13 protein-coding genes and 1 pseudogene are annotated in these 25247 nt (G+C 65.3%); 6 read left to right on the top strand and 8 right to left on the bottom strand.

The genetic code is table 11. The annotated features are described in order from the left end of the window. Positions 1 to 167: 167 nt before the first annotated feature. Positions 168 to 2567 carry a TonB-dependent receptor gene (locus SB4_RS14065; RefSeq protein ID WP_058753065.1) on the bottom strand — a complete coding sequence of 800 codons (2400 nt, stop codon included), beginning with the start codon at positions 2565 to 2567 and terminating at the stop codon, positions 168 to 170. A gap of 188 nt (positions 2568 to 2755) precedes the next feature. On the opposite strand from SB4_RS14065, the gene SB4_RS14060 reads away from it, so the two are divergent. Both SB4_RS14060 and SB4_RS14055 read left to right on the top strand, forming a co-directional pair. Continuing rightward, positions 2756 to 4534 (top strand): arylsulfatase, encoded by a 1779-nt coding sequence (locus tag SB4_RS14060; RefSeq protein WP_058753064.1) that lies wholly within the window; start codon positions 2756 to 2758, stop codon positions 4532 to 4534. Beyond that, positions 4531 to 5397, top strand: a complete 867-nt coding sequence (locus tag SB4_RS14055; RefSeq protein ID WP_058753063.1) for an SUMF1/EgtB/PvdO family nonheme iron enzyme — start codon at positions 4531 to 4533, stop codon at positions 5395 to 5397. The genes SB4_RS14060 and SB4_RS14055 overlap by 4 nt, the downstream gene beginning before the upstream one ends. 54 nt (positions 5398 to 5451) lie before the next feature. On the opposite strand, the pseudogene SB4_RS20395 reads toward SB4_RS14055, so the two are convergent. From SB4_RS20395 to SB4_RS14025, 5 genes and pseudogenes are all read right to left on the bottom strand, one after another. Then, positions 5452 to 5791: pseudogene (locus tag SB4_RS20395) on the bottom strand (transposase); the annotation flags it as partial. A gap of 93 nt (positions 5792 to 5884) precedes the next feature. After that, positions 5885 to 6193 carry a helix-turn-helix domain-containing protein gene (locus tag SB4_RS14045; protein WP_153003085.1) on the bottom strand — a complete coding sequence of 103 codons (309 nt, stop codon included), beginning with the start codon at positions 6191 to 6193 and terminating at the stop codon, positions 5885 to 5887. A gap of 47 nt (positions 6194 to 6240) precedes the next feature. Continuing rightward, the gene (locus SB4_RS14040) at positions 6241 to 6687 is read right to left on the bottom strand and encodes a hypothetical protein (protein WP_058753062.1); all 447 of its coding nucleotides are present in this window, start codon (positions 6685 to 6687) and stop codon (positions 6241 to 6243) included. A gap of 39 nt (positions 6688 to 6726) precedes the next feature. Next, complete coding sequence (locus tag SB4_RS14035; protein WP_058734130.1) at positions 6727 to 7071, bottom strand: hypothetical protein; 345 nt, start codon at positions 7069 to 7071, stop codon at positions 6727 to 6729. 626 nt (positions 7072 to 7697) lie between these two features. Further along, entirely contained in the window at positions 7698 to 8942 is a 1245-nt protein-coding gene (locus SB4_RS14025) for a cysteine dioxygenase (RefSeq protein WP_058753060.1), read from the bottom strand. Positions 8943 to 9205: 263 nt separating this feature from the next. On the opposite strand from SB4_RS14025, the gene SB4_RS14020 reads away from it, so the two are divergent. Both SB4_RS14020 and SB4_RS14015 read left to right on the top strand, forming a co-directional pair. Further along, positions 9206 to 12166 (top strand): LodA/GoxA family CTQ-dependent oxidase, encoded by a 2961-nt coding sequence (locus SB4_RS14020; protein ID WP_058753059.1) that lies wholly within the window; start codon positions 9206 to 9208, stop codon positions 12164 to 12166. Beyond that, complete coding sequence (locus tag SB4_RS14015; protein WP_058753058.1) at positions 12163 to 13239, top strand: tryptophan 7-halogenase; 1077 nt, start codon at positions 12163 to 12165, stop codon at positions 13237 to 13239. Before SB4_RS14020 ends, SB4_RS14015 begins: the two co-directional genes overlap by 4 nt. Positions 13240 to 13305: 66 nt before the next feature. Here the strand turns inward: SB4_RS14015 and SB4_RS14010 are convergent, their stop codons facing one another. After that, positions 13306 to 13851 (bottom strand): GNAT family N-acetyltransferase, encoded by a 546-nt coding sequence (locus SB4_RS14010; RefSeq protein WP_058753057.1) that lies wholly within the window; start codon positions 13849 to 13851, stop codon positions 13306 to 13308. On the opposite strand from SB4_RS14010, the gene SB4_RS14005 reads away from it, so the two are divergent. Further along, a complete protein-coding gene (locus SB4_RS14005) occupies positions 13850 to 14143 on the top strand; it encodes a DUF6916 family protein (RefSeq protein ID WP_058734124.1) in 294 nt (97 codons plus the stop codon). The genes SB4_RS14010 and SB4_RS14005 overlap by 2 nt on opposite strands. A 51-nt stretch (positions 14144 to 14194) precedes the next feature. Here SB4_RS14005 and SB4_RS14000 read toward each other — a convergent pair whose 3' ends face one another. Next, complete coding sequence (locus tag SB4_RS14000) at positions 14195 to 14779, bottom strand: phage tail protein (protein ID WP_058734123.1); 585 nt, start codon at positions 14777 to 14779, stop codon at positions 14195 to 14197. A gap of 494 nt (positions 14780 to 15273) precedes the next feature. On the opposite strand from SB4_RS14000, the gene SB4_RS19650 reads away from it, so the two are divergent. Further along, entirely contained in the window at positions 15274 to 25188 is a 9915-nt protein-coding gene (locus SB4_RS19650; protein WP_058753056.1) for a putative Ig domain-containing protein, read from the top strand. The last annotated feature ends 59 nt before the right edge of the window (positions 25189 to 25247 follow it).

The raw sequence follows: 25247 nt of genomic DNA, 5'->3' as shown, positions 1-25247 counted from the left end.
ATTGAGTCTCAGCCCTAATTGTCGAAGCCCGGTCTTTTCGCGCGCAGGCGGCGGAGGGGCGCATGGTTGTTTCTATAAAGCGTCCAGGAAATTTATTGAGGCCGCGCGGATTCAAATTGTTATTCGTCCATGCGTCGGCATATTTCACTGATTCCTGGTGGGAATACTCACCATTTGGTTCGTAGCGTAAGACCGTAGGTGCGCGGATCGCCGACAGTGGCCGCGATGGCGCCGGTGTTGTTTGCCGACAAGGACAGGTAGTACCGGGAATTCGTTACGTTTCGACCCCAGAGTTGAATATCGTAGCGGCCATCCCGCGCACGAACGCCCAAACGCAGGTTGAGCAGATCATAGCCGGGTATGTCGGAATAGCGGCTCAGGCTGGCGGTGCTGTTGGTCGCCGAGCGATAGCTATAATCCCCGCCCGCATAGACTTCGGCATCCTGGCCGAAATTCAGACCCAGCGGGCCGCGCACTTCACCCCCGGTGGAGGCGGCCCAGCGCGATACGCCAGGCAGTCTCTGGCCGCTGAGGTCGCACAAGGTCCGCCCGGTGATTTCGATCGGACAGGGGGCGTTGGCATAGGAGATGTAGCGCGCATCGTCGTACGTGCCCGACCCATAGAGCGTCAGCCAGCGGGTCGGAGTGGCACGGAGATCCGCTTCGATTCCCCGCGTCCGCACCTTGGCGGCATTGGTGAAGAAGCTGACGCCGTTGCGCTCCACATCGACGATCGTGGTCTGATAATCCTTCACGTCGGTCCAGAAGGCGGCGACATTGGCCGTGACATGCCCATCCACCCAGCTTGTCTTGGCGCCGATCTCGTAGCTGTCGATCGTTTCGGGCCGGATGACCGGATTGGCGGCGAACTGGCCGGTGGTGGTGATGTTGGCGAGGTTCAGGCCGCCGAACTTGTTGCCGCGCGCATAGGTCGCATAGGCTAGGATCGGCGAGGCGATTTTCCACGACAGTGTCGCCTGCCCCGACAAGCGCCCGGCTTCGGTACGCGCTTGATAGGAATTCGCTATCCCGTACCGCGCGCGGATCGCCTGTGCTGCGGCCTGCTGCGCCGGCGTCAGACCTACGAGCGAAGTCCCGGTCGCGCCCTGATCAAAATAACCGGACTTGGTCTCGTAGGTGTAGCGCAGGCCGGTCGTCAGATCGAGCGTGTCCGTCAGGTGCCATATCGTTTGCGCAAAGGCGGCGTAGCTGTCCGTGACGGGCCGCGAATGGCTGACGACGTCATAGCCGTTGAGCGCAACCGCCCCGACCGTCGCATTGGTGGTGGGGGGCAGGAACCACTCCGCAGCGCGGCTGCCATAGCGGTTGACGGCCTCCGCCTCGATCGACTGATGGAGATAGTAAAGCCCCGCGACATAATCGACGCGCCGGGTTCCATTGGAGGCAATGCGCAGTTCCTGGCTGACCTGACGCTGCTCGTTGCTCTGGTGGAAGTCGGCGCCCGCATCCAGGCTGGTGCCGTCACCATCATTGTGCGGATACCAGTTCCACGCGCGATAGGCCGTGACCGAGGTCAGCGTGACGGGGCCGGCATCCCAGTCCGTCGTGACGTTCACCCCGTGCTGGTTCATCCGGTAGCGCGGATTGGCGTCGGTGTCGGTAGTCCGCAGCGCCGGGTTTGCCGCGACCGGCGAATAGCCTAGCCGCGCGGATCGGTCATAATAGTTGTTCGGGAACACCGCGCCGTTGTCGTAATTCCGGATGGCCCCCAGCAGAATGCTACCGGCCGTGAAACTGTTCTGCCGCCCCCAGTCGCCGATGATCCGCATGGTGAGGGTGTCGCTCGGCTTGTAGAGCAACTGGCCGCGCAGGTTCAGGTCGTGAAAATCCTGCCCGTAACGGCCGTCAAAGCGGTTCAGGGTAAAGCCGCCGCGATCGGTCTTGGAGACGAACAGCCGCGCCGCCAGATGCGGGGTCAGCGGACCGGAAACGAAGGCGTGAAGCTGGCGGAAGTCGTAATTGCCCAGGCTGGCATCACCGCCCGCCTGCCAGTCGAAGGTCGGCAGCTTGGTCGAGACCACCACCGCGCCTGCGGAGGTGTTCTTGCCGAACAAAGTGCCCTGCGGCCCGCGCAGAACCTCGATCCGTTCCAGATCGGCCAGGTCGAACACGGTCTGGCCCGGCCGGGCGAGATAGACGCCGTCGAGATAGACACCCACCGCCGGCTCCAGCCCGTCATTATAGACCGCCACATTGTTGCCCAGCCCCCGGATATTGATGCTGGTGTTGCGCGGGTTGGTGTTGGTCACGACCAGGCTGGGCGTGAGCTGCTGGAGATCGCGCAGATTATAGGTACGCGTCGACTCGATCTGGGCCGAGCCGAAGGCGTTGATCGCGATCGGCACGTCCTGGCTCCGCTCGGTCCGGCGGCGCGCGGTGACCAGGATATCGCCGCTCGTGCCGCTACCGGCCGGATCGGTGGCCGAAATATCCGATCCGGGATCGGGGGCGGCCACCAAGGTCTGCTGCGCGAGCGTTGGTTGGGCCAGGATCGCGGCGCCGGTCACAAGCAGGGCGCGGCCTGCCCGGATATAGCATGTCGGCATGAACTCCCCCCTTTGGTTCATTGGCTGAGAACGCGACGCATGCCGCCCGCCTATGGCTATGGAGCGCGCCCACCCAAGCGAACCAAGTAATTCCTACTGATCCAGTAGAGAATATATCATTGTCGGGGTGGCCCCGACGTTTATGCCTGTGGGGGCGCTATCGCGGTGATCGAAAAAGGGGAGCAGACATGATCGGTGGGACACTTCTGGCCGCGGCGGTCCCCGCGCTGATCGCGGCCGGTCCGGTGGTCGCCCAGGTCGAGCCGGTGACCCAGGCCGCCGCGACGCAGCAGCAGGCACCGAAAGATGCGCCCAACTTCCTCGTCATCGTTGCCGATGATCTCGGCTGGTCCGATCTGGGAGCGTTCGGCGGGGAGATCGCGACGCCCAATCTCGACGCGCTGGCCCTGTCGGGGGTACGCTTCACCGGATTTCACACCGCCCCGACCTGTTCGCCGACCCGCTCGATGCTGATGAGCGGCGTCGACAATCATGAGGCGGGTCTGGGCACCATGGCGGAGCTACTCGGCCCCGCGACACGGGGTCAGCCGGGTTATGAGGGCTATCTGAACGACCGTGTCGCCTCGATTGCGGAACTGCTGCGGGCGGGTGGCTATGCGACGCTGATGGCGGGCAAATGGCATCTGGGCCTGACCCCGGAGCGCGAACCGGCCGCGCGCGGGTTCGAGCATAGTTTCGCGCTGCTCCAGGGCCTTTCGAACCATTTCGGTGCGGATCAGGGCGCCGCATGGTCGAAGGCGGGGCTGGCGCCCAGCTACCGCGACGACGGCAAGCCCGCCCTGTTGCCGAGCGGACATTTTTCCGCCGACTATTTCGCCGACCGGCTGATCGGCTATCTCGACGCGTCGGCCCGATCGGGGGATCGGCGGCCGTTCTTCGCCTATCTTCCCTTTACCACCCCGCACTGGCCGCTTCAGGCACCCGCAGAGACGATCGCCAAATATAAGGGCCGCTACGATGCGGGCTATGAGGCGCTGCGCGCCGAGCGGCTGGCGCGGCAGAAGGCGCTAGGCCTCGTATCCGCCGATGCGGTCCCGCACCGGTTGGAACTGGCGCGTCCCTGGTCGTCGCTCGCCCCGGAGGAGCGCGCGATCGAGGCACGCAAGATGGAAGTCTATGCCGCCATGGTCGATCGCATGGACCAGAATGTCGGCCGCGTCATCGCCGCGCTGAAAGCCCAAGGGCGGTATGACAACACGATCATCCTGTTCTTCGCCGATAACGGTCCGGAGGGGAATGTGATCGAAGCGCCCAGCCCGCGCTTCAAGGTCGGCTCGCCCGATGCGGCCCTTCCCCCGGCGCAGGCGCTGGGCATCGACAATAGCCTGGACAATATCGGTAAGCCGACCAGCTATGTCGGCTATGGGCCGGGTTGGGCGCAGGCCAATTCGGTGCCGTCCTGGCTGGTGAAGGGCTATACGACCGAGGGCGGTATTCGCGTGACCGCCTTTGCGGCGGGGCGCGGCGTGGCGGGCGGCGGGCGGATCGCCAACGCCAATCTGGACGTGCGTGACGTCGCACCGACCTTGCTCGATTATGCCGGACTGCGCCAGCCTGGCGAGTTTGCGGGCCATGCGATCCTGCCGCATGAGGGCAAGAGCCTGCGCCCCGTGCTGGCCGCCAGCGCGGACGGCGTGCGCTCCGCCGACGAAACGCTCGGTTACGAGCTGTTCTTCCGCAGGGCGCTGCGTCAGGGGGACTGGAAGATCGTATTTCTCCCTGCGCCGACCAATCGCTATACGCGCGGCGGGGTCAGCACGGGGCGCTGGCAGCTTTTCAACGTCGCTCGCGATCCCGGCGAGACTCGGGATCTCGCCACGGCGGAGCCGAAGCGGCTCGCCGAGCTGGTCGGCGCCTATGACCTTTATGCCAAGGCCAAGGGCGTCGTGCCATTGCCCGCCCAAGCCGCCGCCGAGACCGCGCCCGCCCCGGCCGCGCGACCATGAGGACCGGTGCCGCCTTGCTGATCGCGCTCGCCGCATCGGCCGGTCTTGGCGCACGACCGGTGCCATCGTCGCAGCGTTGCCTTGCGGGCGACAGGATCGTCGCCGTGCCGGAGGGGACGGTGATGCTGGGCGAGGATGGCGATAACCGGCCGGGGCGCCCGGTGCGTGTAGCGGCATTCCGCATTGATGCACACGAAGTGACCAATCGCCAGTTCGCTGCCTTCGTCACGGCCACCGGATACCGCACCCAGGCCGAGCGGCAGGGGGCATCGGCGCTATTCGTGTCACCCACCCAGCCCGTCTCGCTCGACGATGCAGCACGCTGGTGGCGCTGGACCAAGGGAGCGGATTGGCGGCATCCCCTGGGGTCGGACAGCGACCTGACGGGCCGTGCGGACGAGCCGGTCGTTCATGTCGATCGCGACGATGCCGCTGCTTATGCGCGCTGGGCGGGCGGTGCCCTGCCCACCACGGAGCAGTGGGAGCGAGCGGCCCGCGGTAACCAGAACGCGACCCGCGATCCGGTCGAATGGGCCTTTGACCATGGCAAGCCGAGGGCCAATGTCTGGGAGGGCGTCTTTCCCATGCGCGATACCGCCGAGGACGGTTATGCCGGGATTGCCCCTGTCGGCTGTTTCGAGGCGAACGACCTGGGTCTGTACGACATGGTCGGCAATGTATGGGAGTGGGTGGCGGGCGATCAGGATATCGGCCTCGTCAAAGGCGGCAGTTTTCTATGCGCGATGAATTATTGCGCCAATTTCCGCCCGGCTGCCTATCAGGCGCAGGAGCATGACCTGCCCACATCGCATATCGGGTTCCGCGTGGCTTATCCGGCGGTTTCCAGGGTCAGCACTCGTTGATCATAGCCGGAAAAAGAGGATGGTGGCGAGGGCGGTCGAAAAGCTCGAGGGGCGGCCTTTGGTGTGTCCAATCAGGCGGCTGAGATCCCCTTTTTAACTCGCAGGCTCGACGCCGTGCGGCGCGCCTTGAGATAGGTCTCGTCGATCATGACGGACTTCGGCTCGGCATGGCCCGCAGCCAGCCCCTCCATCATGCGCATGAACGCGTCTCGGTAGCCTCAGGGCTTCCACCGGTTGTACCGCGTCTTGTGATGACCATGGGCGCTAGGCGCATCGCGCCAGCGCAGCCCATTGCGGGTGACGAAGACGATGCCGCTCAGCATCCGCCAGTCATCCATCCGAGGCTTGCCGTGGCTCTTGGGAAAGTGGGAAAGAATGGCCGTGGTCGCTCGATCTGCTCGTCCGTCCGCCAAAAAAAGGTCGCTCATCCCGGTTCCCTCGCTGAGACTGAATCAGATCGCGACGCTTATATCAATGGGTCCTGACCCTAGAGACAGTGGTCGATCCAGTCATTCATCCGGGCAAAAGTGTGGTCTGATAGATCGAGAAATGCCCGCCGCTGATCCGTGGGATCAGGCGTGCGCTTAATTTCGCCGTGCTGGACAAGTTCGGCAATGTGTCGAAGCGCGGTCGTGGTCGGGATATTTGCCGCGACGCAGAGCGATGATACCGAAATCTTAAGCTCCTTGAGCCGCGCGACGTACAGATCGAGCAGCATGTCCCAGCGCGGCTCGACGAACAAATCAGGTCGAAGATAGTGGCGTCGTTTGGCTCTCGCCTCAATTTCTGCCTCCACAGCGCGAAGCCGTTTGGCTGTGCATGGTGGTAGTTCGAGATAATCCCTTACGAGCTCGCTGAGTTCATCGATCCGCCGCGTGATCGCTGCTGCCGCACCGACACGATCAGGATCAGAAGCATTATATAGACCCATAGCTGTTCCGCCACGGCGTAGGCCATCGGAACGGTCTGTGGCTTTAAAAAGCGCGCCAGGTGAGTCATTACGGCGATGTTCTGAAGGGCTGTGATCCATAAAGGCCAAAATCTCGTGCTTTTTGCCATGATCGCGATGAACGCGACCAGAGTGGCGATATCGACCACGAAAATCCCTACCTCTGCTTCATACCATGCAGGTCCTCGGTTCGCCGCGAGTCCGGTGGCGAGCGAACCGATGGTGATGGCGATGATGCACGCTCGCTCCGCTCGCTCGCCTCTCAACCCGATATAGATCAGCGATGCGGCAAGAATGCAGAGGTAGAGGAGGGGGACGAAGTTCAGCACGACGGCAAGCATGGCTCAGATAGGGGCCACATTACCGTCGCGCCAATCATCTTAGGCGGCCATCGTGATGACGTCGGCCTGGATTGCCTCGGCCGGCGGGCAGCCCGGCAGGCTGCCGATCGCGGTCTCCTGAAGGCCGAGCTTGGCGCGCGTATGGACGAGTTCTCGGCGAGTGGCCGCCATGCTGTTGCGGACCTCGGCCAGCGCCGCCACGGTGGCGAAGGTGTTCATCATCGCGGAATGGGTGGGCAGGGGGCCGACCTGGGCCTCGATCGTGCCTTCCGCCAGCGCGGCGAGGAAGCGGCCGGCGCGGGCGATCGCCACGTCGACGGCGGTTTCAAAGGGGGCGAGATCGGACACGACGGTGCGGGCGGCTTCTTGGACGATGTTCGGCATGATGTCTCCGGGGCGCCGATAGCGCTGCGAATGAACCAGCCGATCAGGCCGGTCAGAATAGTTCGGAAAGGCCGCTCAAGGCTGCGATCGAACCGCCAAATATCAGGGCGATGAGCGCGGACAGCACGAGCGAGTATAGGAGCTTACCAGCAAGTGTCAGGTCATTGAGAGGTCTCCCCGGGGTCGGGAACGGCAGGGGGAAACCCGCCGTCCGGTCCACGGGTGATGCCTCGCTCGGCTGTGGTTCGCCCACTATCACGGGGTCATATATGACCGGATCATATGCGCCGCCTTCGTATTCGAAGAGCAGGCGCGCGGCCTCCAGGCTGCGGCTAACGCCAAGATGTTGGCGTGCGGCCGTCAAGCGCTGATGCACGGTGACAGGGCTCCGATCGATATGCCGAGCAATGTCCTTTACCGACCAACGTGCGTGAAGGAGGCGCAGGCACTCCTTCTGCCCATCCGTCAGTAGATCGAATCTGTCGTGGCCCATATCGAGCGATATTAGCGCCAGAATGGATCGGCACCAACGTTGCTAGCGCCCTGAAGTAGATGAAGAGATATGCTGCAGGCCAAGCCCCGCCGCATGAGGTCCATGCTTCAGGTCGAGCAACGACACACGGACCTCATCTTGGATGACGTCGATCCCATTCCGACCTCATGCGCGCCTTGAACGAAACATAGTCGTCATCGAAATTGGCGATCTTGGCTTTGGCGAGATAATCGAAATAGGGCCAGTGGACCTCGTTGGTCTCGGCATAGAGGTAGCATTGGATCGTGATACAGGGTTCCTCCGCCCCGCGATTGATCAGCTTGTGAACCTGATTCAGACGCGCCGAGATCCATGCGACATCGTCTTTGCCGAAGACGGCGGTCGCGAAGGGTTCCTGATGATAGGGTGACAACATGCGATAGAGATCCACGTTGATCTCCCCATGCAGCACCTTGATCACCGCCTCCGCGCCGCCGTGATTGTGGACGGGCGAATAATGACCGACCGGCCAGATCTCCATGACGAAGGGGACGCCCGGTGAATCGCCCTGATTCTGCCCGAGGGTGATACGCAGATAGGTCTTGTCGGGATCGGGTGCGCCGAACTCCTCCGCCTTGCGCGCCAGCGTCTGATGGCACCAGCCATTAGGGTCGGCGATGCTCTCCTTGATCGCCTGTGCGAATTCGGGAAAATCGGGCGTGTCGAGCCGAAACATCTCGCCTGCGACATTGTCGTAGAGTTGGCGGCAGGTCGGCGTCAGATTGCCCGGCACGGTGGCCTGGCCTTGCGCCATCATGTCCATCGTCATGCGGTCATGGACGACGACCTTCATGGGCACGTCGGCGACCACCGGGTCGCGCCAGATGTCGACGGAATCGCGGATCGACGCCGTCACCTCGACCCGGCGCGCCTCGCGCAGCCAGACATAGGGGTCTTCGCCATCATCGGACGGCTTGGCCGCCAACTGATATTCGGCGATCATGCAGCCGAGCCGTATCTCGCCTTTGCCGTAGCGCAGGCGGCGATTATTATGGTCGAAGCTGAACCAATAGGGGCAGCGCGGATCGGGATCGAGGCCAAGGGCGAGGCCGGGTTCTAGTTCCACCTGCGGCATGATCGGTCGCTGATGCCATTCGCCGTCGATCCGCTCGTGGAGCGTCACCCCGTCGAAATCGACATCCCAGCGGAGCGCCGGCCGGCCCCAGCATTTGTTCTGGATGCTGACGCTGAACGGCGCCTTCTCGGCGATCATGAAGCCAACCGTCCCCTGACCCAGCACGGGCAAGCGGATGAAATCCTCGAACCTCCCGTCCTGATCTTCGGGGGTCAGCAATAGATGAGCGGGCACGCTCAGGAAATTCTCTTCCGTATGGCTCATCGCATCGCTCCTTGGGCCGGGTGACCAATCATCCTTGGCGTGGTTCAGGATCAGCGCGACATCGCGTCAGGTCAACACAGTAATAGATCGTATCCATTTCTGGATTTATATGATCTATATTTCTAAATATTTTTAAAGAGTTGAATATAACATTCATTCTGGATGTAAAAAATAATAACGAAGATTTCACGGCGGCTGCGCTTGCTAGCAAGATTATTCAAGGTCAGTCTATCCGGTAAGACAGCCGGGTGGGAGAATCAGACATGAAAAAGGAACTGCCGACTCCGAAATGTTTCGATAAGCCGGATCAGGCTACCGAGCGGTTGACCGAAATGTTCGTCGATATCGGGCAGGCACGCGATACCAAGCTGAACCCGCCCCCCGCCCAACGCGCCGTCTTCCGCAAGCTGCACGGCGTAGCGCATGGCTGGCTGGAGCGTCACGACGACATACCCGAGGCGTGGCGCGTCGGCATCTTCGCACATGAACGGCTGGAGGCCTGGATGCGCTTTTCCAGCGATACCGGCCCGACCGATCCCGATCTGGGCAGCATGTGCGGGATCGGGTTGAAGCTGTTCGGCGTCAACGGCCCGAACGCGCTGGGCGAGGAGGGGGCGACCGCCGACCTCATCATGCAGAATATCGACCGGTTCTTCCTCGATACCGCCAAGACGATGGTCGAGTTCACCTATGCCGGCGTCGTCCAGCATGATTACGACGCCTATCTAGCCAAGCATCCCGCGATCAACGCAGTACTCAACGACATGAACGCGGCGCGCGGATCGTGCCTGACCAACCGCTATTGGGCGATCCTGTCCTTCCATCTCGGCGACGAGCTGGTCAAATATCGGCTGGACCCGGAAACCCCGGCCGAGGACGTGCCCGACGACGGCAACGACTATCTGAAGACCGACCTGATCAACCGACTTGCGAAGCGCGATTATCGCTTCACCCTGTCGATTCAGCGGCGGACCAATGAAAAGACGATGCCGCTCGACGCCGCCAATGTCGTCTGGCCGGAACATGAAAGTTCTTATGTCCCCGTCGCAACACTGGTCATCCCGCGCCAGCGGGTCGATGCGCCGGGGCAGGCTGACTATGGCCAGAATCTGTCCTTCAACATCTGGCGCGTGCCGCACGCGAACCGGCCCAGCGACCAGTCGTCGATCGCGGTGGTCCGGCGCGGCGTCTATGCGGCGGGCGCGGCGATGCGGCACCATGCCAATGGCCAGTTGACCAGCGACCCGCTGACCCCGCGCATTGCCGCGGCCGCGCCACCGGCCATCAAGCATGACGACTGTATCGTCCAGGCGGTGATCCACCCGGCGATCGGCATCGCGCGGGTCGGGACCAGTGACGAATATTTCTACGGTCCCGAAGTTACCGATCCGTTGCCGCTACCCGCCGGCAGCTACCGCGATGCGCATAAAAGGCTGAAGCGACAGGCCGCACGCTTCCGCGTCTATGGCGTCAACGCGCGCGGTGAGATCGTGCGCGAACTGACCGGCAAGGACCCCGGCGCGACGGTCGAATGGCAGGTGCAGCTCGCCAACCATAAGGCCGCCTGGTACGGCTTCCAGCTCGCGCTCGACATTCCCGAGGCCAATTACGCCCCACCGACCACGCTGCGCAATCCGGGCGTGGCGGACCGCACCACCCTGGCGATCGAGGGCAAGAAACGGGTGCTAAAGGGGGCCAACGTCAAGTCCAAGACGTTCGAGGGCATGTTCATGGACATCCCCGTCTATCTGGGCGAGGCGATGACCGATGCCGAGCAGCGGCTGACGGTTCTAGGCGGCAAGGGCGTCTCGGCCAGCGTCGACGGCAGCGCCGCCATCACCTTCGCCAATAACGAGGGCTGGTATGATGATGTCTCCGATGGGCCGGTGACCGCGAAGGTCACGCTCGACGGCGAGGAGATCCAGGTGATCCCCGCCTGGGTCGTCGTCGCACCGCCCAATTACGGGCCGCAGCGCAAATCGGTGCGCACCATGTGGGACCTGATGCGCGACGTCGCGATCAAGGCGGGCAAGCTGCCTGCGCCGATCCGGCCGTCCTTCGCGCATGACATCCTGCCCATCTTTCAGAGGATGGAGGGGCTGCAATGGGTCAATGCCGGTTTTGCCGCCGGGTTCGGCTGGGAAGGGGTGTTCGACCTGACGAGCGATACCGCGCTCGCGCGTCTCGGCAGCACGAGTCCGGCCTATCGCGAGCAGCGCCGGGTCATCTACAACAATTTCCGCAACTTCGACACCGATGCCAACTCACCGGTGCCCTGGCCGTGGCTCTACGGTGACGCGATGAACATTCCGCCGGTCGCCAGCCCCCGCCAGAACGCGGTGCTGAGCGATTGCCAGATGGCGATGCTGTGGCAATGGGCGGAGGGAAATTTCGACCCCGATCACGATCCCGAAAAGCGCCCGCCAGCCGAGATCGACGATCTGCCAGTTGCCGAACGAGGGGACATGCTGACCCGCGCGGCGCTGGAATTCTGTCTGGCCGACGCCTTCCACCCCGGTTGCGAGATGACGTGGCCGGTGCGCACCGCGACCATGTACATGGCGCCGTTCCGCTTTCAGCACGCGCCCGAAGGCTGGGTCGCCCCGCGCCCCAGTGAAGTGCTGACCCCCGACGACGTCACCATCCCCAACGGGCCACTCTGCGGTCAGATGCCGGGCGGCATCACGCGGTGGATGGCGGTGCCGTGGCAGACCGACACCAGCAGTTGCCGGTCGGGCTATACCCCCGCATACGATCCGTACGTCCCCACCTTCTGGCCGGCGCGCGTGCCCAATGAGGTGTTGACTAAGGAGAATTACGACATCGTCATGGACAAGTCCCGCCCTCTGGAGGAACGGCGCAAGGCGTTCGCCAATCGCGAGGCCTGGATCGAACCGCTGGGCGCGGACGGCTATACCCATCAGATCAACAACATGATCCACCATTTCGACTTTCTCGGCGTCGTCGAGGTCCGCGAAGGGCCCGGAGACCCGGAATTTCCCGCGACGATCGAAGTGGAAGATTATGCCCGGCTGATCACACCCGAGCAGGAGAAGCTGACCGGGCCGCGCCTTCTGGGGGCGGCACCGCCGATGCGGGTCGCTCCGGCGGCAAGGCCCGGCCCCGTCGAGCGGCGCGGCACGCGGTCGGCGACCGAGGTCGATCTGTCCGGCATCGCACTGGTCAATCGTTTCCCCAACGGACTGCCACCGCAGCGGCGATGACCGAGCATATCGTCGATGTCGCCATCATCGGCGCCGGGGCGGCGGGGGCGGCCGCTGCCTCCGTTCTGGCGCCCTTTGCCAGCGTAGTGTTGATCGACCGGGTGGCGACACCGAACTGGCGAATCGGCGAAACGCTGCCGGGCGCGGCGCGGCGGGTGCTGATGGCGATCGGCGCGTTCGAGCGCTTTTCGGCAGCGGGCCACGGCATCGCGCCGCTCAAGGTCAGCCGCTGGGGTTCGGACGAGCCGGTTGAACTGGATGCGATGCGCGACCCCGACGGCATGGGCTGGCGGATCGATCGGGCCCGTTTCGAGACCGATCTGCGCACGAATGCCGAAGCGCGGGGAGCTGTGCGCGTCGTCGCCAGTGTCGGAGATATCGTTCGCCTTAAAGACGGATGGCACGTGGCGCTCGACGATGGCCGCTGGGTATTGGCCCGACGCCTTATCGACGCAAGCGGCCGGCGAACGTCGCTGATGCGCAAACATGGCCAACGACGCATGGTGATGGACCGGCTGGCATGCGCCTATCAGCGCGTCCCGCAGCCACAGGCGGTCGATACCACGACTTATACCGAATCATGTCCAGAGGGGTGGTGGTACACGGCCATATTGCCGGATGGACATCGCCTCGTCGCGTTCCACGGCGATGCCGGAGGTGCGGCCTTGCGGCATGTCCTCAGGGACGGACCGATCAGGGTGGGCAGCCTGTCGCCGGGTTTGAGGAGCGCCATCGGTCAGGCCGATCTGTCCCGGGCGACCGCGACAATGCTGTGCGCCGCCAATAGCGTTGCACGCAGCGCAGCCGGAGAGGGCTGGCTCGCGGCTGGCGATAGTGCGATCGCCTTGGACCCCTTGTCCTCCCAAGGCTTGTTCAATGCCCTATCGACGGGGCTTGAAGCCGGGGAGGCCACACTTGCCCTTCTGAACGGTGACATCAGAGCCACCGAACGGTACGCTACGCGGATGAGCCGTATCTGGCAGGCCTACTGCCATCACCATGCCCTTTATTATGGTATGGAACAACGCTGGCGCGACGCGCCATTCTGGGCGTGTCGCATCGGATCGGCTTGAGCGGTTCGCGCTGGACCGTTGGCACACGCATGAGCATCTGATCGTGAAGGCGTTGACCATTATCCATCATGGATTCCACCTCAGTTCAAAATGGGTGCCACTATTTGTGCTCAAGAGCCTGAACCCCGCCCGTCGATAGAAGGCTAGTGCCCGCACATTGTTTTGGGCGACGTCCAGCACGATGGCGGCGGCGGCACGGGCGGCTTCGTCCGTTACCGCGTCTAAAACGGCGCGACCGATCCCGAGGCCCCGTGCGCTGTCTATCAGCGCGAAGTCGACAATTTTCCAGGGCGGGGAGTTCCGGCTCAGGCATATGCGCCCGACCGTCACGCCGTTAGCGATGATCATCTGCCGCTCGGCACTGGGATGGGTGGCCGCGATGTGACGTTCCTGCAGCGCATGCTGCTGAGCGAGTAGGGCGGCGAGCATCGGGGCGGGAAGAGCGAAGCCCGGCGGCGCGCGCCAATGGCCGGCATGGGCGTGGGCGATGATGGCCGCATCGTCCGGGGTCTCGGGCCGGAACATGATCCGATCAGGTGCCATGCCGGGGTCCGCCATCTTGTCGACGCCGCCCCGATCGGGAATGGTGGCGGGCGAGGAAGGATCGTGCATGCGCTTGATGACCCCGGAAGATTTCCTGCCTTGGGTGGGCAAGACGGTGAAGGTGAACACGCTGCCGCAAGCGGTCGAGGTGCGGCTGGATCGCGTCGAGACGTCGCCGCGCTTGCCCCATGGGCTTGACTTCCGACAGCCCTTTTCGCTGTTCTTCGAGGCGCCGCTCAGCGTCGTGCTGCTAGACCTGGCCTATGAGTTCGATTGCGGGCGCGGCGGGCCGCACAGCATCTTCATCAGCCAGTGCCCACCCTTGCGCGATCGGCGCGTCTATCAGGCGGTATTCAACTGACAGCGAAGTGACCGGCACCCTCTCCCGAGGGAAAAGGTGCCGGCCGATCGATCAGTCTGGGCGCGAGGGATAATAGCCCTCGATACAGATGACCGCGTTCATCGCCAGATAGGGCTGCATGATCGGCAACGGCATATTGCCCCCGGCAATGCCGGTATTGCCGGCCGGGGTGCCGGCGAGATTCACCGTCGTGCTGCTCGACCCGGCGGGCACATAGATCGCCCCGCCGCTGCCGGCCTGATCGACAAACTTGCCCAGCCGGGCGCCTGCCGTCGCCGTATCGGACGTATCATCAGCCGTGTTGTCGGTGGCAACGGCCATGCCCGGCTGTGCGGGGAACGCATGGACGTGCGCGGGCATTTGCGAGGTGAGGATGGTCGTCTGCTCGGTGCCGGCCGCTTCGCCCGCCTGATAATTATGGCTGACACCCGGTGCCTGGCCGGTGCCGACCGGCACGCGACCGCCCAGATGCGGCAGGCCGAAGGTCTGTTGGCCATTGCCGCCATAGGTGGTGCCGAGCAGCGAGTAGAGCGCGGCGTTTTGGGCGAGGCTCAATAGCTGTCCCTGGCATAACGACCAACCGCGCGGGGCAAAGCTGCCCGCCGTAAACATCACGTATCCGAGATATGCTTCCATGTCCGCTCCCTTGAGGGCGAGCCCTTCGCCATGTCGGGGCGCGCCACCCCTATTGTTGACCGGAAGGAAGCAGAAAACAAATCCACAATGGTGCTAACAGGAAAGTGCTAACTGTCCAAAATGGACATACTAACGTTCCAGTTTAATGGACCTCATATGCGTAACGAATTTGCAGCCATCATTGCGGATGATATACATCAATATTTTCCTGTAAAAGGACGATGATGTGTCTCATCGGTGAATTAGAGTCTTTAAATTGTTGACTCGATTTTGATTATAGCGTCGGGTGAAGCGTTCGTCGCCAACCGGTGATGTTCTCGGGGTGAGCCGGGGGGCTATAGATCATGTTTGGCGCGTTTGTTCGTGCGCTTGGCCGTGTCGTGAAGACGGGCACCATTGCGGATACGGTGCTGGCGCAACCGTCGTCGACTGATCCAACTGATCCATTTGCATTGGTGCCTAGGGAGGCCGCGTCACGTCGCTCGGGCCGTGTCATGCTCCCCTTGATCGCGCTGTCCGCGCTCGCCGTTGCGGCGATGCCCTGTGCGGCGGCTGCCGAGAGCGCGGCGTGCGCGGCCATCAATAATGGTGAACTCAATTATTCGGCGAATTTTAGTTCGACGGCTGCGCCCAGCCCCAAGGGCCGCACGGCCGGCGCCAGTGCCACCGCCTCGGGTATCCGATCCGCATCGTACACCTCGACCACCGGCAACTATCCCGCCAGTTATGCCGGCTTCAGTCCGACGCTGTACGACTTCGACGCGAACGAACGGATTACGTTCACCGTGCAGACGATCGGCGTATCGGGCAGCAGCTTTCGGGCATTTTTCCCGATATCCAACACCACGCCCGGATCGGCGGTAAGCGCACCCGGTATTCTGCTCGCGTCGGCGGGGACCATAACGGAAACCTTGACGACCGACGCGGGAACCAATGCGGTCCTCGCGCGCATTCAGCGTGGCTCTACCACCGACACCGGTTCGTTCACCATGTCCGCCACCTGCGTCGGCACGCCGCCCCCGGCAATCTCCAGCATTGCGCCGACCTCCGGTCCGACGGGCGGCGGGACCAGCGTCACCATCAACGGCAGCAACTTCACCGGCGTCGATCAGGTGCGGTTCGACAGCACCCTCGTCTCGGTGACTCCGGCATCGGACACGCAGATCATCGCCACCGCGCCCGCGCATGCGGCGGGCACGGTCGGCATTGCCGTCGTGAAGAACGGGACCGCCTCGGCGACCTTCACCGGCTTTACCTATGTCGCCGCGCCGGCCGTGACGGCGGTCGCCCCGAACTCGGGCGGGGCGGGGGGTGGCAACAGCGTGACCGTGACCGGCACAGGGTTCACGAACGCGACCGCCGTCAATTTCGGCGCCACGTCGGCCAGTAGCTTCACCGTCAACAGCGCGACACAGATCACCGCAACCGCGCCCGCCGGGTCGGGCACCGTCAATGTGACGGTGACGAGCCCGGGCGGCACCTCCGCGACCGGGGCGGGCAACCAGTATCGCTATGTCGCCGCACCTACGATCAGCGCGATCTCGCCTACCGGTGGGTCGAGCGGCGGCGGCACGCCGGTGACGATCACCGGCACCGACTTCGTCAATGGCAACGCCTATAGCGTCAGCTTCGGCGCGACGACGGTTCCGGCGACCTATGCCAGCGCGACGACGTTGACCGCGACCACGCCAGCCGGGACTGGCACCGCCACTGTCGGCGTGACCGACACCACTACCGGCCAGGCAAGCACCGGCAGCGTCAACTATATATTCGCCGCGCCGACCGTGACCGCGCTGAGCGTGACCTCCGGGCCTGCCAACGCGCCGCGCACCGTGACGATCACCGGCACCAATTTCACACCGACCGCGACGGTTTCGATCGGCGGCACCGCCGCGACCGGCGTCAGCTATACCAGCGCGACCCAGCTCAGCGCGACCTTGCCAGCCAAGGCGGCGGGAACCTATGACGTTCAGGTCACCACAGGCAGCGTGACGAGCGCGACCGGCCCCGCGTCGCAATACAGCTATATCGCGGCTCCCACGGTCACCAGCGCGACACCCAATTCGGGTTCGACCACCGGCGGCACCAGCGTGACGATCACCGGCACCGCGCTGACGGGCGCGAGTGCGGTGACCTTTGGCGGCAATGCGGCAACCAGCTTCACGGTCACCGGCGACACCCAGATCACGGCGACGACCCCCGCGGGCAGCGCCGGCGCGGTCGCCGTCGCCGTCACCACGCCGGGCGGCACCGCCACGCTGGCTGGCGGCTATAGCTATGTGGTGCTCAACCCGCCCGCCGTGACCACGCAGCCGGTAAGCCAGATGGTTGCGGTCGGCGCGACCGCCGGCTTCACCGCCAGCGCCTCGGGCAGTCCGTCGCCCAGCGTTCAGTGGCAGGTGTCGAGCGATAGCGGCGCGAGCTTCACCAACATCGCCGGTGCGACCGCCGCCACCTATACCTCCCCCGCGACGACCGCGGGTGACAATGGCCGCCAATATCGCGCGGTCTTCACCAACAGCCAGGGCAGCGCGACGAGCAGCGCCGCGACCCTTACCGTTATCCAGGCCCCGACCGCGAACGCACGCAGCGTAACCGCCACCTTCAACACCGCGACCGCCGTGACGCTGACGGGTAGCGATCCGAACACGCCGGCCCGGACGCTGGCCTATAATGTCGCCACCGCGCCGGCGCATGGCACGCTGAGCGGCACCGCGCCCAACCTCACCTTTACGCCGTCGCTCAATTATATCGGGACGGACAGCTTCACCTTCACCGTCTCCAATGGCCTCGCGACATCCAGCGCCGCGACGGTGACGATCACCGTGGCGGGGCCGCCCGCGCCGGCCGCCCCCGTGCTGACCAGCCCGGCCAATGGATCGACGCTGAATACGGCGACGCCGACCGTGACCGGTGTCACCGCAAGCGGTACGACGGTCGAGGTCTTCATCGACGGTACGCTCAGCGGCAACGCGACGGTATCGGGCGGCAATTTCACCTACACCGTGGCGAGCGCGCTGGGCCAGGGATCGCACACCGTCTATGCGGTCGCCTCGGCTTCGGGGGTGGCGTCGCCAGCCTCGAACACCAATGCCTTCACCATCGACACGGTCGCGCCCGCCGCGCCGGTCATTACCGCGCCCGCCAATGGCGCGACGCTGGCCAACCGGCGGCCAGCGATCACGGGCACGGCGGAGAGCAATGCCAGCCTCGCGATCCGGATCAATGGGGCGGCCGCCGGCACGACTTCGGCGACGGCGGGTGGCACCTACAGCTATACGCCAGCGGCCGATCTGCCGCTGGGGCCGATCACGGTGTCGGTCACCGCGATTGACGCGGCGGGCAATGCCTCGGCACCCGCGACCAGCAGCTTCACCATCGTCGCGCTCCCCACGGTCAGCGCGGTGACCCCGGCCGAGGGCAGCACGGCGGGCGGCACGACGATCACCGTCACCGGTACCAACTTCACCAGCGGCAGCACCGTCACGGTCGGCGGTACGCCCGCGACCGGCGTGACGATCGCCAGCGCGACCAGCCTGACCGCTGTTACCCCGGCGGGCACCGCCGGCGCCGCGACGGTGCAGGTCACCAACATGGCCGGCGTCAGCACGACCAATGGTAGCTTCACCTATACCGGCACGCCGACCGCGACCGCGCAGGCCGTGTCGACCGCGTTCCAGACCGCGCGAAGCATCGTCCTGGCGGGCACCGATCCCAACACGCCTGCGCGTACGCTGAGCTATGCGATCACCGCCGCACCGGCCCGAGGTACGCTGAGTGGCACCGCGCCGAACCTGACCTATACGCCGGCGGCCGGGGTGCGCGGCACCGACAGCTTCACCTTCACCGCCAGCAACGGGGTGAGCACCTCCGCGCCTGCGACGGTGACCGTGACGATCGGTGACCCGATGCTGACCATCGCCCCGCCGCCCGCCAGCGGGACGGTGGGCACGGCCTATACCGCCACGCTGACCACGACCGGCGGCACCGCGCCCTATAGCTATGCGGTGACGGCGGGCACCCTGCCCACCGGCCTGACGCTGGCCACGGGCGGCACGCTGTCGGGCACGCCCACGAGCGCGGGCGCCTTTACCTTTACCGTGACCGCCGAGGACTCGACCGGCGGCAATCCGCCGGTACGCCAGGCGCAGGCCTTCACCATCACGATCGGGCGGGGCGCGCAGACCGTGCGTTTCACCTCGACGCCGCCAGCCGGCGCGATCGTCGGCGGGACCTATCTCGTCGCCGCCAGTGCCAGCTCGGGGCTGACCCCGGTCATCGGGATCGATGCGGGATCGCGCGCCATCTGTTCGATCACGGGCAACAGCGTGCGCTTCGACCAGGTCGGTACGTGCGTCGTGACCGCCAGCCAGGCGGGCGACACGAGCTTCGACCCCGCCACCCCGGTGCAGCAGAGCATCGCCATCGGCGCGCCGACGATCGCGCTCAGTCCCGCCACCGTGCCTACTCCACAGGTCGGCACCGCCTATAGCCAGCGCTTCACCGCCAGCGACGGCACCGCACCCTACAGCTTTGCGGTAACGGCGGGCGCGCTGCCCACCGGATTGACGCTGGCGAGCGACGGCACCCTGTCGGGCACACCGAGCGCGGCGGGGAGCTTCGCCTATACGATCGCCGCGACCGACAGCGCGAGCGGCAGCGGCGCGCCCTTTGTCGGCCAAGCCAGCTATACGACCAGCGTCCAGCCGCCGGTGCTGACGCTGTCGCCCGCCGCCAACACGGCCACGGCGACCGCGCTGCCCGCCGCGACCGGCGGGACGGCGTACAGCCAGACCATCACCACCAGCGGCGGCATCGCACCATACAGCTACAGCGTCGTCAGCGGGGCCCTGCCGCCCGGCCTGACGCTGGCAAGCGGCGGGGTGCTCTCGGGCACGCCAAGCGCGGCGGGGACGTTCACGTTCCGCTTCCGCGCGACCGACAGCGCGACCACGCCGTTCGGTGTCGAAGGGCTCTACGCCATCACCGTCGGCGCGCCAGCCATCGTCGTCACTCCGGCGACCCTGTCGTCCGCGACCGTCGGCCAAGCCTATGACCAGACCGTCACCGCCAGCGGTGCCGGGACCAGCTACAGCTATGCGGTGACGGCGGGCGCATTGCCCTCCGGCGTCACGCTGGCCAGCGACGGCCGCCTGACCGGTACGCCGGGTGCGGGCGGCAGCTTCACCTTTACGCTCACCGCGACGAACGCAGCGGGCTTTACGGGCGCGCGCGCCTATACCCTGAGCGTCGCCGCCCCCACGCTGGCACTGTCGCCCGCGAGCCTGCCGGCGGGGACGTCGGGCGTGGCCTATAGCGCCACGCTGTCGGCCTCGGGGGGGATAGCGCCCTACAACTTTGCGGTGACCGCCGGCGCGTTGCCAGCGGGGGTGACCCTGTCGAGCAGCGGTGTGTTGGCGGGCACAGCTACCCAGTCGGGTAGCTTCACCTTCAGCGTCACGGCGACCGACAACTCCAACGGTTCGGGCCCCTATAGTGCGACGCGTAGCTATACGCTGGTGATCGGCGCGCCGGCGCTGGCGCTGGTCCCGGCTACGCTGGCCAATGCGACGGTGGGTGTGGCGTACAGCCAGACGCTGACCGCGAGCGGTGGCACGGCGCCCTATAGCTATGCAGTTACCACTGGCGCATTGCCGGCGGGCGTGACCCTGTCGAGCAGCGGTGTATTGGCGGGTACGCCGACTCAGTCGGGCAGCTTTACGTTCACTGTCACCGCGACCGACAGCTCGACCGGTTCGGGCCCCTATATTGCGACGCGCAGTTATACGCTGGTCATCGCCGCGCCGGCGCTGGCGCTGGCTCCGGCGACATTGGTCAACGCGACGGTTGGTGCCACTTATAATCAGGCACTGATCGCGAGCGGTGGGACGGCACCGTATAGCTATGCCATTACCGCAGGCGCATTGCCGGCTGGGGTGACGCTTGGCACGAATGGGACGCTGAGCGGTATGCCGACGGCTGGTGGTAGCTACAGCTTCACCGTGACCGCGACTGACGCGACGACGATCGCCAATGGCGGGCCTTACACGGCGGTACGCAGCTATACCCTGATGGTTACGACCGCGACGGTGGCGTTCGCACAGGCTAACGTGCCGGCGGGCGTGTCGGGTGCGCCCTATAGCGAGACCTTGTCGGCCACCGGCGGTACGGCTCCGTACACCTTCGCGGTGACCGCAGGCGCGTTGCCGGCGGGCGTGACCTTGTCCGGCAGCGGTGCGTTGGCGGGTACGCCGATGCAGTCGGGAAGCTTCACCTTCAGTGTTACTGCGACTGACAGCTCGACTGGTTCGGGTCCGTACAGTGCGACGCGCAGCTACACGCTGGTGATCGGCGCGCCAGCGCTAACGCTGGCGCCGGCGACGCTGGGCAATGCAACGGTCGGTGCCGCCTATAGCCAGGCGCTGATAGCGAGTGGGGGGACTGCTCCGTATAACTACGCCGTGACGGCAGGCGCGTTACCAGCGGGGGTGATGCTTGGAACCAATGGTACGCTGAGCGGGACGCCAACGGCCGGGGGCAGCTACAGCTTCACCGTCACCGCGACGGATGCGACTACGAGCGCTAATGGTGGGCCTTATACGGCTGTGCGCAGCTATACGCTGACGGTCGCGAGCGCGACGGTGGCGCTGAGCCCGGCCAATCTGCCTGCAGGAACGTCAGGCACGGCGTACAGCGAAACGCTGTCGGCGACCGGCGGCACGGTGCCTTATGTTTATGCCGTGACGGCAGGGGCCTTGCCGGCGGGTGTGACCTTGGCGAGCAATGGCACGCTGGCCGGGACGCCGACCCAGTCGGGCAGCTTTACGTTCAGTGTCACTGCGACCGACAGTTCGACCGGCTCGGGTCCGTATCGTGCGACGCGGAGCTATACGCTCAGTATCGCTGCACCGGCGCTGGCACTCGATCCGGCGACGTTAGCCAACGCGACGGTCGGTTCCGCCTATAGTCAGGCGTTGACGGCCCGTGGTGGGACGGCACCTTACAGTTACGCCGTCACCAATGGCGCGTTGCCGGCGGGGGTCACGCTTGGCACCAACGGGACGTTGAGTGGGACGCCAACGGCCGGTGGCAGCTATAGTTTTACCGTGACCGCAACCGATGCGACGGCCCCGACCAATGGCGGGCCTTATACCGCGAGCCGCAGCTATACGCTGAGCGTTGCGACCGCGACCGTGGCGTTTGGTCAGGCGAGTTTGCCAGCGGGTGTGTCGGGTGCGGCCTTTAGCAAGACGCTGTCGGCGACCGGCGGCACCGCGCCTTACAGCTATTCCGTGACGGCGGGGGCCTTGCCGGCGGGTCTGACCTTGGCGAGCAACGGCACGCTAGCGGGCACACCGACGCAGTCGGGCAACTTCACCTTCAGCATCACTGCGACCGACAGTTCGACCGGTTCGGGTCCGTACAGTGCGACACGGAGCTATACGCTCAGCATCGCGGCACCGGCGCTGGCGCTCGATCCGGCGACGCTGGTCAATGCGACGGTGGGCGCGGCCTATAGTCGGGCGCTCACCGCGACCGGCGGCACCGCGCCCTACAGCTATGCCGTGACGGCGGGCACGCTGCCGGCAGGCGTCACGCTTGGTACCAACGGCACGCTGAGTGGCACGCCGACCGCCGGTGGCAGCTACGGCTTCACCGTGACCGCGACCGATGCAACCGCGACCGCGAATGGCGGGCCTTATACTGCCGTGCGCAGCTATACGTTGGTCGTCTCGGCTGCGAGCGTGGCGGTCGGGCCAGCCAGCCTGCCCGATGGGCGTTATGAGGCGGCCTATACGCAGACGCTCTCCGCATCGGGGGGCACCGCGCCCTATCGCTATGCGGTCACCGACGGCGCATTGCCGGCGGGCGTGACGCTGGCGGTCGATGGCACGCTGAGCGGTACGCCGAGCGCATTCGGGCGCTTCGCCTTCACGGTCAGCGCGACCGACAGCTCGACGGGGGCGGGGCCGTATAGCGGGGCCAAGGCCTATAGCCTGATCATCGCCCCGCCCGATGTGCCGGTCGCGGTCAATGTGGCCCTGGCGGTCGGCTATGGTGCGGCGGCCACGGCGGTGCCGTTGAAGATCAACGGAGGCGAGGCGACCAGTGTTGCGATCGCCACCGCGCCGACCCATGGCACCGCGACAGTCAAGGGCACCGCGATCAGCTATACGCCGGCGGTCGGCTATGCCGGGGCCGACAGCTTCACCTATACCGCATCCAATGCGGGTGGCACCTCGGCGCCGGCGACGGTCAGCATCACCGTCGCGCAACCGAGCCTGGCGCTGACCCCTGCGACGCTGCCAGCGGGCCAGGAGAACGTTGCCTATAGCCAGCAGCTGACCACCAGCGGCGGCACCGCGCCCTACACGTATGCGGTCACCGCTGGCCGGCTGCCGACCGGGGTCACACTGTCGGGGGGCGGCTTGCTGGCGGGTACGCCGCAGGAGAGCGGTCGCTATACCGTAACCGTCACGGCGACCGACAGCTCTTCGGGCAATGGCCCCTTCACGGCGGCGAATGCCTATACGCTGGACATCGCGCTGCCGGCGCCGCCGGTCGCGCGTCCCGGTTCGGCCGCGACGAACACCACCACCACGACGCAGAACGGCTCGGTAGCCATTGACCTGTCGGCGCTGGTCACCGGCGATTATCGCCAGATCCGTATCACCGCACAGCCGCAGCACGGCACGGTGTCGATCGACGCACGCCAGCAGGCCGTGACCGAGACGAACCAGCGGGTCAGCGCGACCTATACGCCCGAGCCGGGCTATATCGGCGAGGACAGCTTTGGCTATGTCGCAATCGGGAATGGCGGCACCTCGAACGAGGCCCGGGTCGCGATCACGGTCAAGGGCAGCGCGCCCGTCGCCCCGGCGATCAAGGCCAGCGTCACCAACGGCCAGACCCAGATCGTGGACTTGACCGAAGGCGCGATCGGCGGGCCCTTCACGGCCGCGACGATCGTCTCGGTGACGCCCGCAGACGGGGTCGAGGCGACGTTGGTCGAAAGCGGCAGCACTGGCGATCGCCGCTATCAGCTGCGTATCACCCCACGGGGCCGGTTTAGCGGCTCCGCGACCGTCGCCTACACGCTGACCAACGCCTATGGCACCTCGGCCCCGGCCGCGGTCAGCGTCAGTGTGGTGCAGCGTGCCGATCCGTCGCAGGACGCGACCGTCACCGGCATCTCGGCGGCACAGGCCGAGGCGACGCGCCGCTTCGCCCAAGCGCAGCTCGACAATTTCCAGCGCCGCAACGAGCAGTTGCACAATGGTGGTGGGGGGAGTGTCGGCCGACCGATGGGGATCAGCATCGCGGGCGGCAACAGCTATGGCGGGCGTGATCCCAATACCGGGATGGCAGCGACCGACCTGGCAATGCTGAAGTCGGACCATGCGACCGCAGTCAGGGGGCGCGAGCGGGCGGCCGGGCTGATGACCTATGACCGCGACGGTCGGGCCATGCCGGTGACGGGGCTGGCGGGTGCGCGCAGCGACCGGGCCATGAGCCAGGCAATGTCGGGCGATCCGGCCGCGCGCGCCCAAAATGGAGAACCCAAAGCGATCGAGGGTTCCGGCCGGCCGGTCGGGTCGACCGCGATCTGGTCAGGCGGCGCGATTGCGTTGGGGACCGAAGATGCGACGCGCGGACGGGGCAAGCTGACCGTCTCTACCGGGGGGCTCAGCAGCGGCGTCGACGTGAAGCTGTCCGAGACGCTGACCGTCGGTATCGGTGGTGGCTATGGCGGCGAGCGGGCCAAGGTCGGCCAAGACAGGGGTCGGGTCGACAGCAACAGCTGGATGGGCGCGGTTTATGGCAGCCTCGCGCCGGCGGACGGCCTGTTCCTCGACGGTGTCGCCGGAGCGGGACGACTGTCATTCGATACGATCCGCAACGTGATGGGCAGCGAGGCAGTCGCGCGGGGCCATCGCAGCGGCTCGATGCTGTTCGGTTCGCTGGCTGGTGGGTTCGATCGGACCAGCGGCACCCATGCCCTATCCGCTTATGGCCGGATCGATTATCTGTCGGCCGATCTGGACCGCTATACGGAGACTGGTGCGGGCAATGCCAATCTGGTGTTCGACGGCCGCAGGCTGACCTCGCTGTCGAGCGTGCTGGGTCTGCGCGGGTCGTTCGTGACCGGACGCTTTGTGCCCCGCGTGCGCGCCGAGTGGCGGCACGAGTTCAAGAATGGCAGTGCTCAGGCGCTCGATTACGCCGATCTTGGCGGCTTTAGCTATGCCATTCGCGGCGATGGCTGGGCCCGCGACAATTATTCAATGGAGCTGGGCACCGACTATGTCTTTGATAATGGCTGGCGCATAGGCTTCGAGCTGGGTGGCGTGCTTGGTCAAGGCAGCCGCTATGCAACGGAGAGGATCACGATCCGTAAGCAGTTCTAAACGTTTGATAGAGATTGCTTGCGTGTTGTGGAATAAGAACGCTAGGGCTGAGACTCAAT

It is taken from the genome of Sphingomonas sanguinis (assembly GCF_001476905.1).
Taxonomy (GTDB): Bacteria; Pseudomonadota; Alphaproteobacteria; order Sphingomonadales; family Sphingomonadaceae; genus Sphingomonas; species Sphingomonas sanguinis_B.
Note: the sequence above shows the minus strand (reverse complement) of the source record. Positions and strands in the feature narration are given on the sequence as shown.

Bases quoted from the DNA above. Each gene is read 5' to 3' on its own strand.
- SB4_RS14065 (WP_058753065.1), bottom strand. From the start codon at position 2,567: ATGCCGACATGCTATATCCGGGCAGGCCGCGCCCTGCTTGTGACCGGC.
- SB4_RS14060 (WP_058753064.1), top strand. From the start codon at position 2,756: ATGATCGGTGGGACACTTCTGGCCGCGGCGGTCCCCGCGCTGATCGCG.
- SB4_RS14055 (WP_058753063.1), top strand. From the start codon at position 4,531: ATGAGGACCGGTGCCGCCTTGCTGATCGCGCTCGCCGCATCGGCCGGT.
- SB4_RS14040 (WP_058753062.1), bottom strand. From the start codon at position 6,687: ATGCTTGCCGTCGTGCTGAACTTCGTCCCCCTCCTCTACCTCTGCATT.
- SB4_RS14035 (WP_058734130.1), bottom strand. From the start codon at position 7,071: ATGCCGAACATCGTCCAAGAAGCCGCCCGCACCGTCGTGTCCGATCTC.
- SB4_RS14025 (WP_058753060.1), bottom strand. From the start codon at position 8,942: ATGAGCCATACGGAAGAGAATTTCCTGAGCGTGCCCGCTCATCTATTG.
- SB4_RS14020 (WP_058753059.1), top strand. From the start codon at position 9,206: ATGAAAAAGGAACTGCCGACTCCGAAATGTTTCGATAAGCCGGATCAG.
- SB4_RS14015 (WP_058753058.1), top strand. From the start codon at position 12,163: ATGACCGAGCATATCGTCGATGTCGCCATCATCGGCGCCGGGGCGGCG.
- SB4_RS14005 (WP_058734124.1), top strand. From the start codon at position 13,850: ATGCGCTTGATGACCCCGGAAGATTTCCTGCCTTGGGTGGGCAAGACG.
- SB4_RS14010 (WP_058753057.1), bottom strand. From the start codon at position 13,851: ATGCACGATCCTTCCTCGCCCGCCACCATTCCCGATCGGGGCGGCGTC.
- SB4_RS14000 (WP_058734123.1), bottom strand. From the start codon at position 14,779: ATGGAAGCATATCTCGGATACGTGATGTTTACGGCGGGCAGCTTTGCC.
- SB4_RS19650 (WP_058753056.1), top strand. From the start codon at position 15,274: ATGCTCCCCTTGATCGCGCTGTCCGCGCTCGCCGTTGCGGCGATGCCC.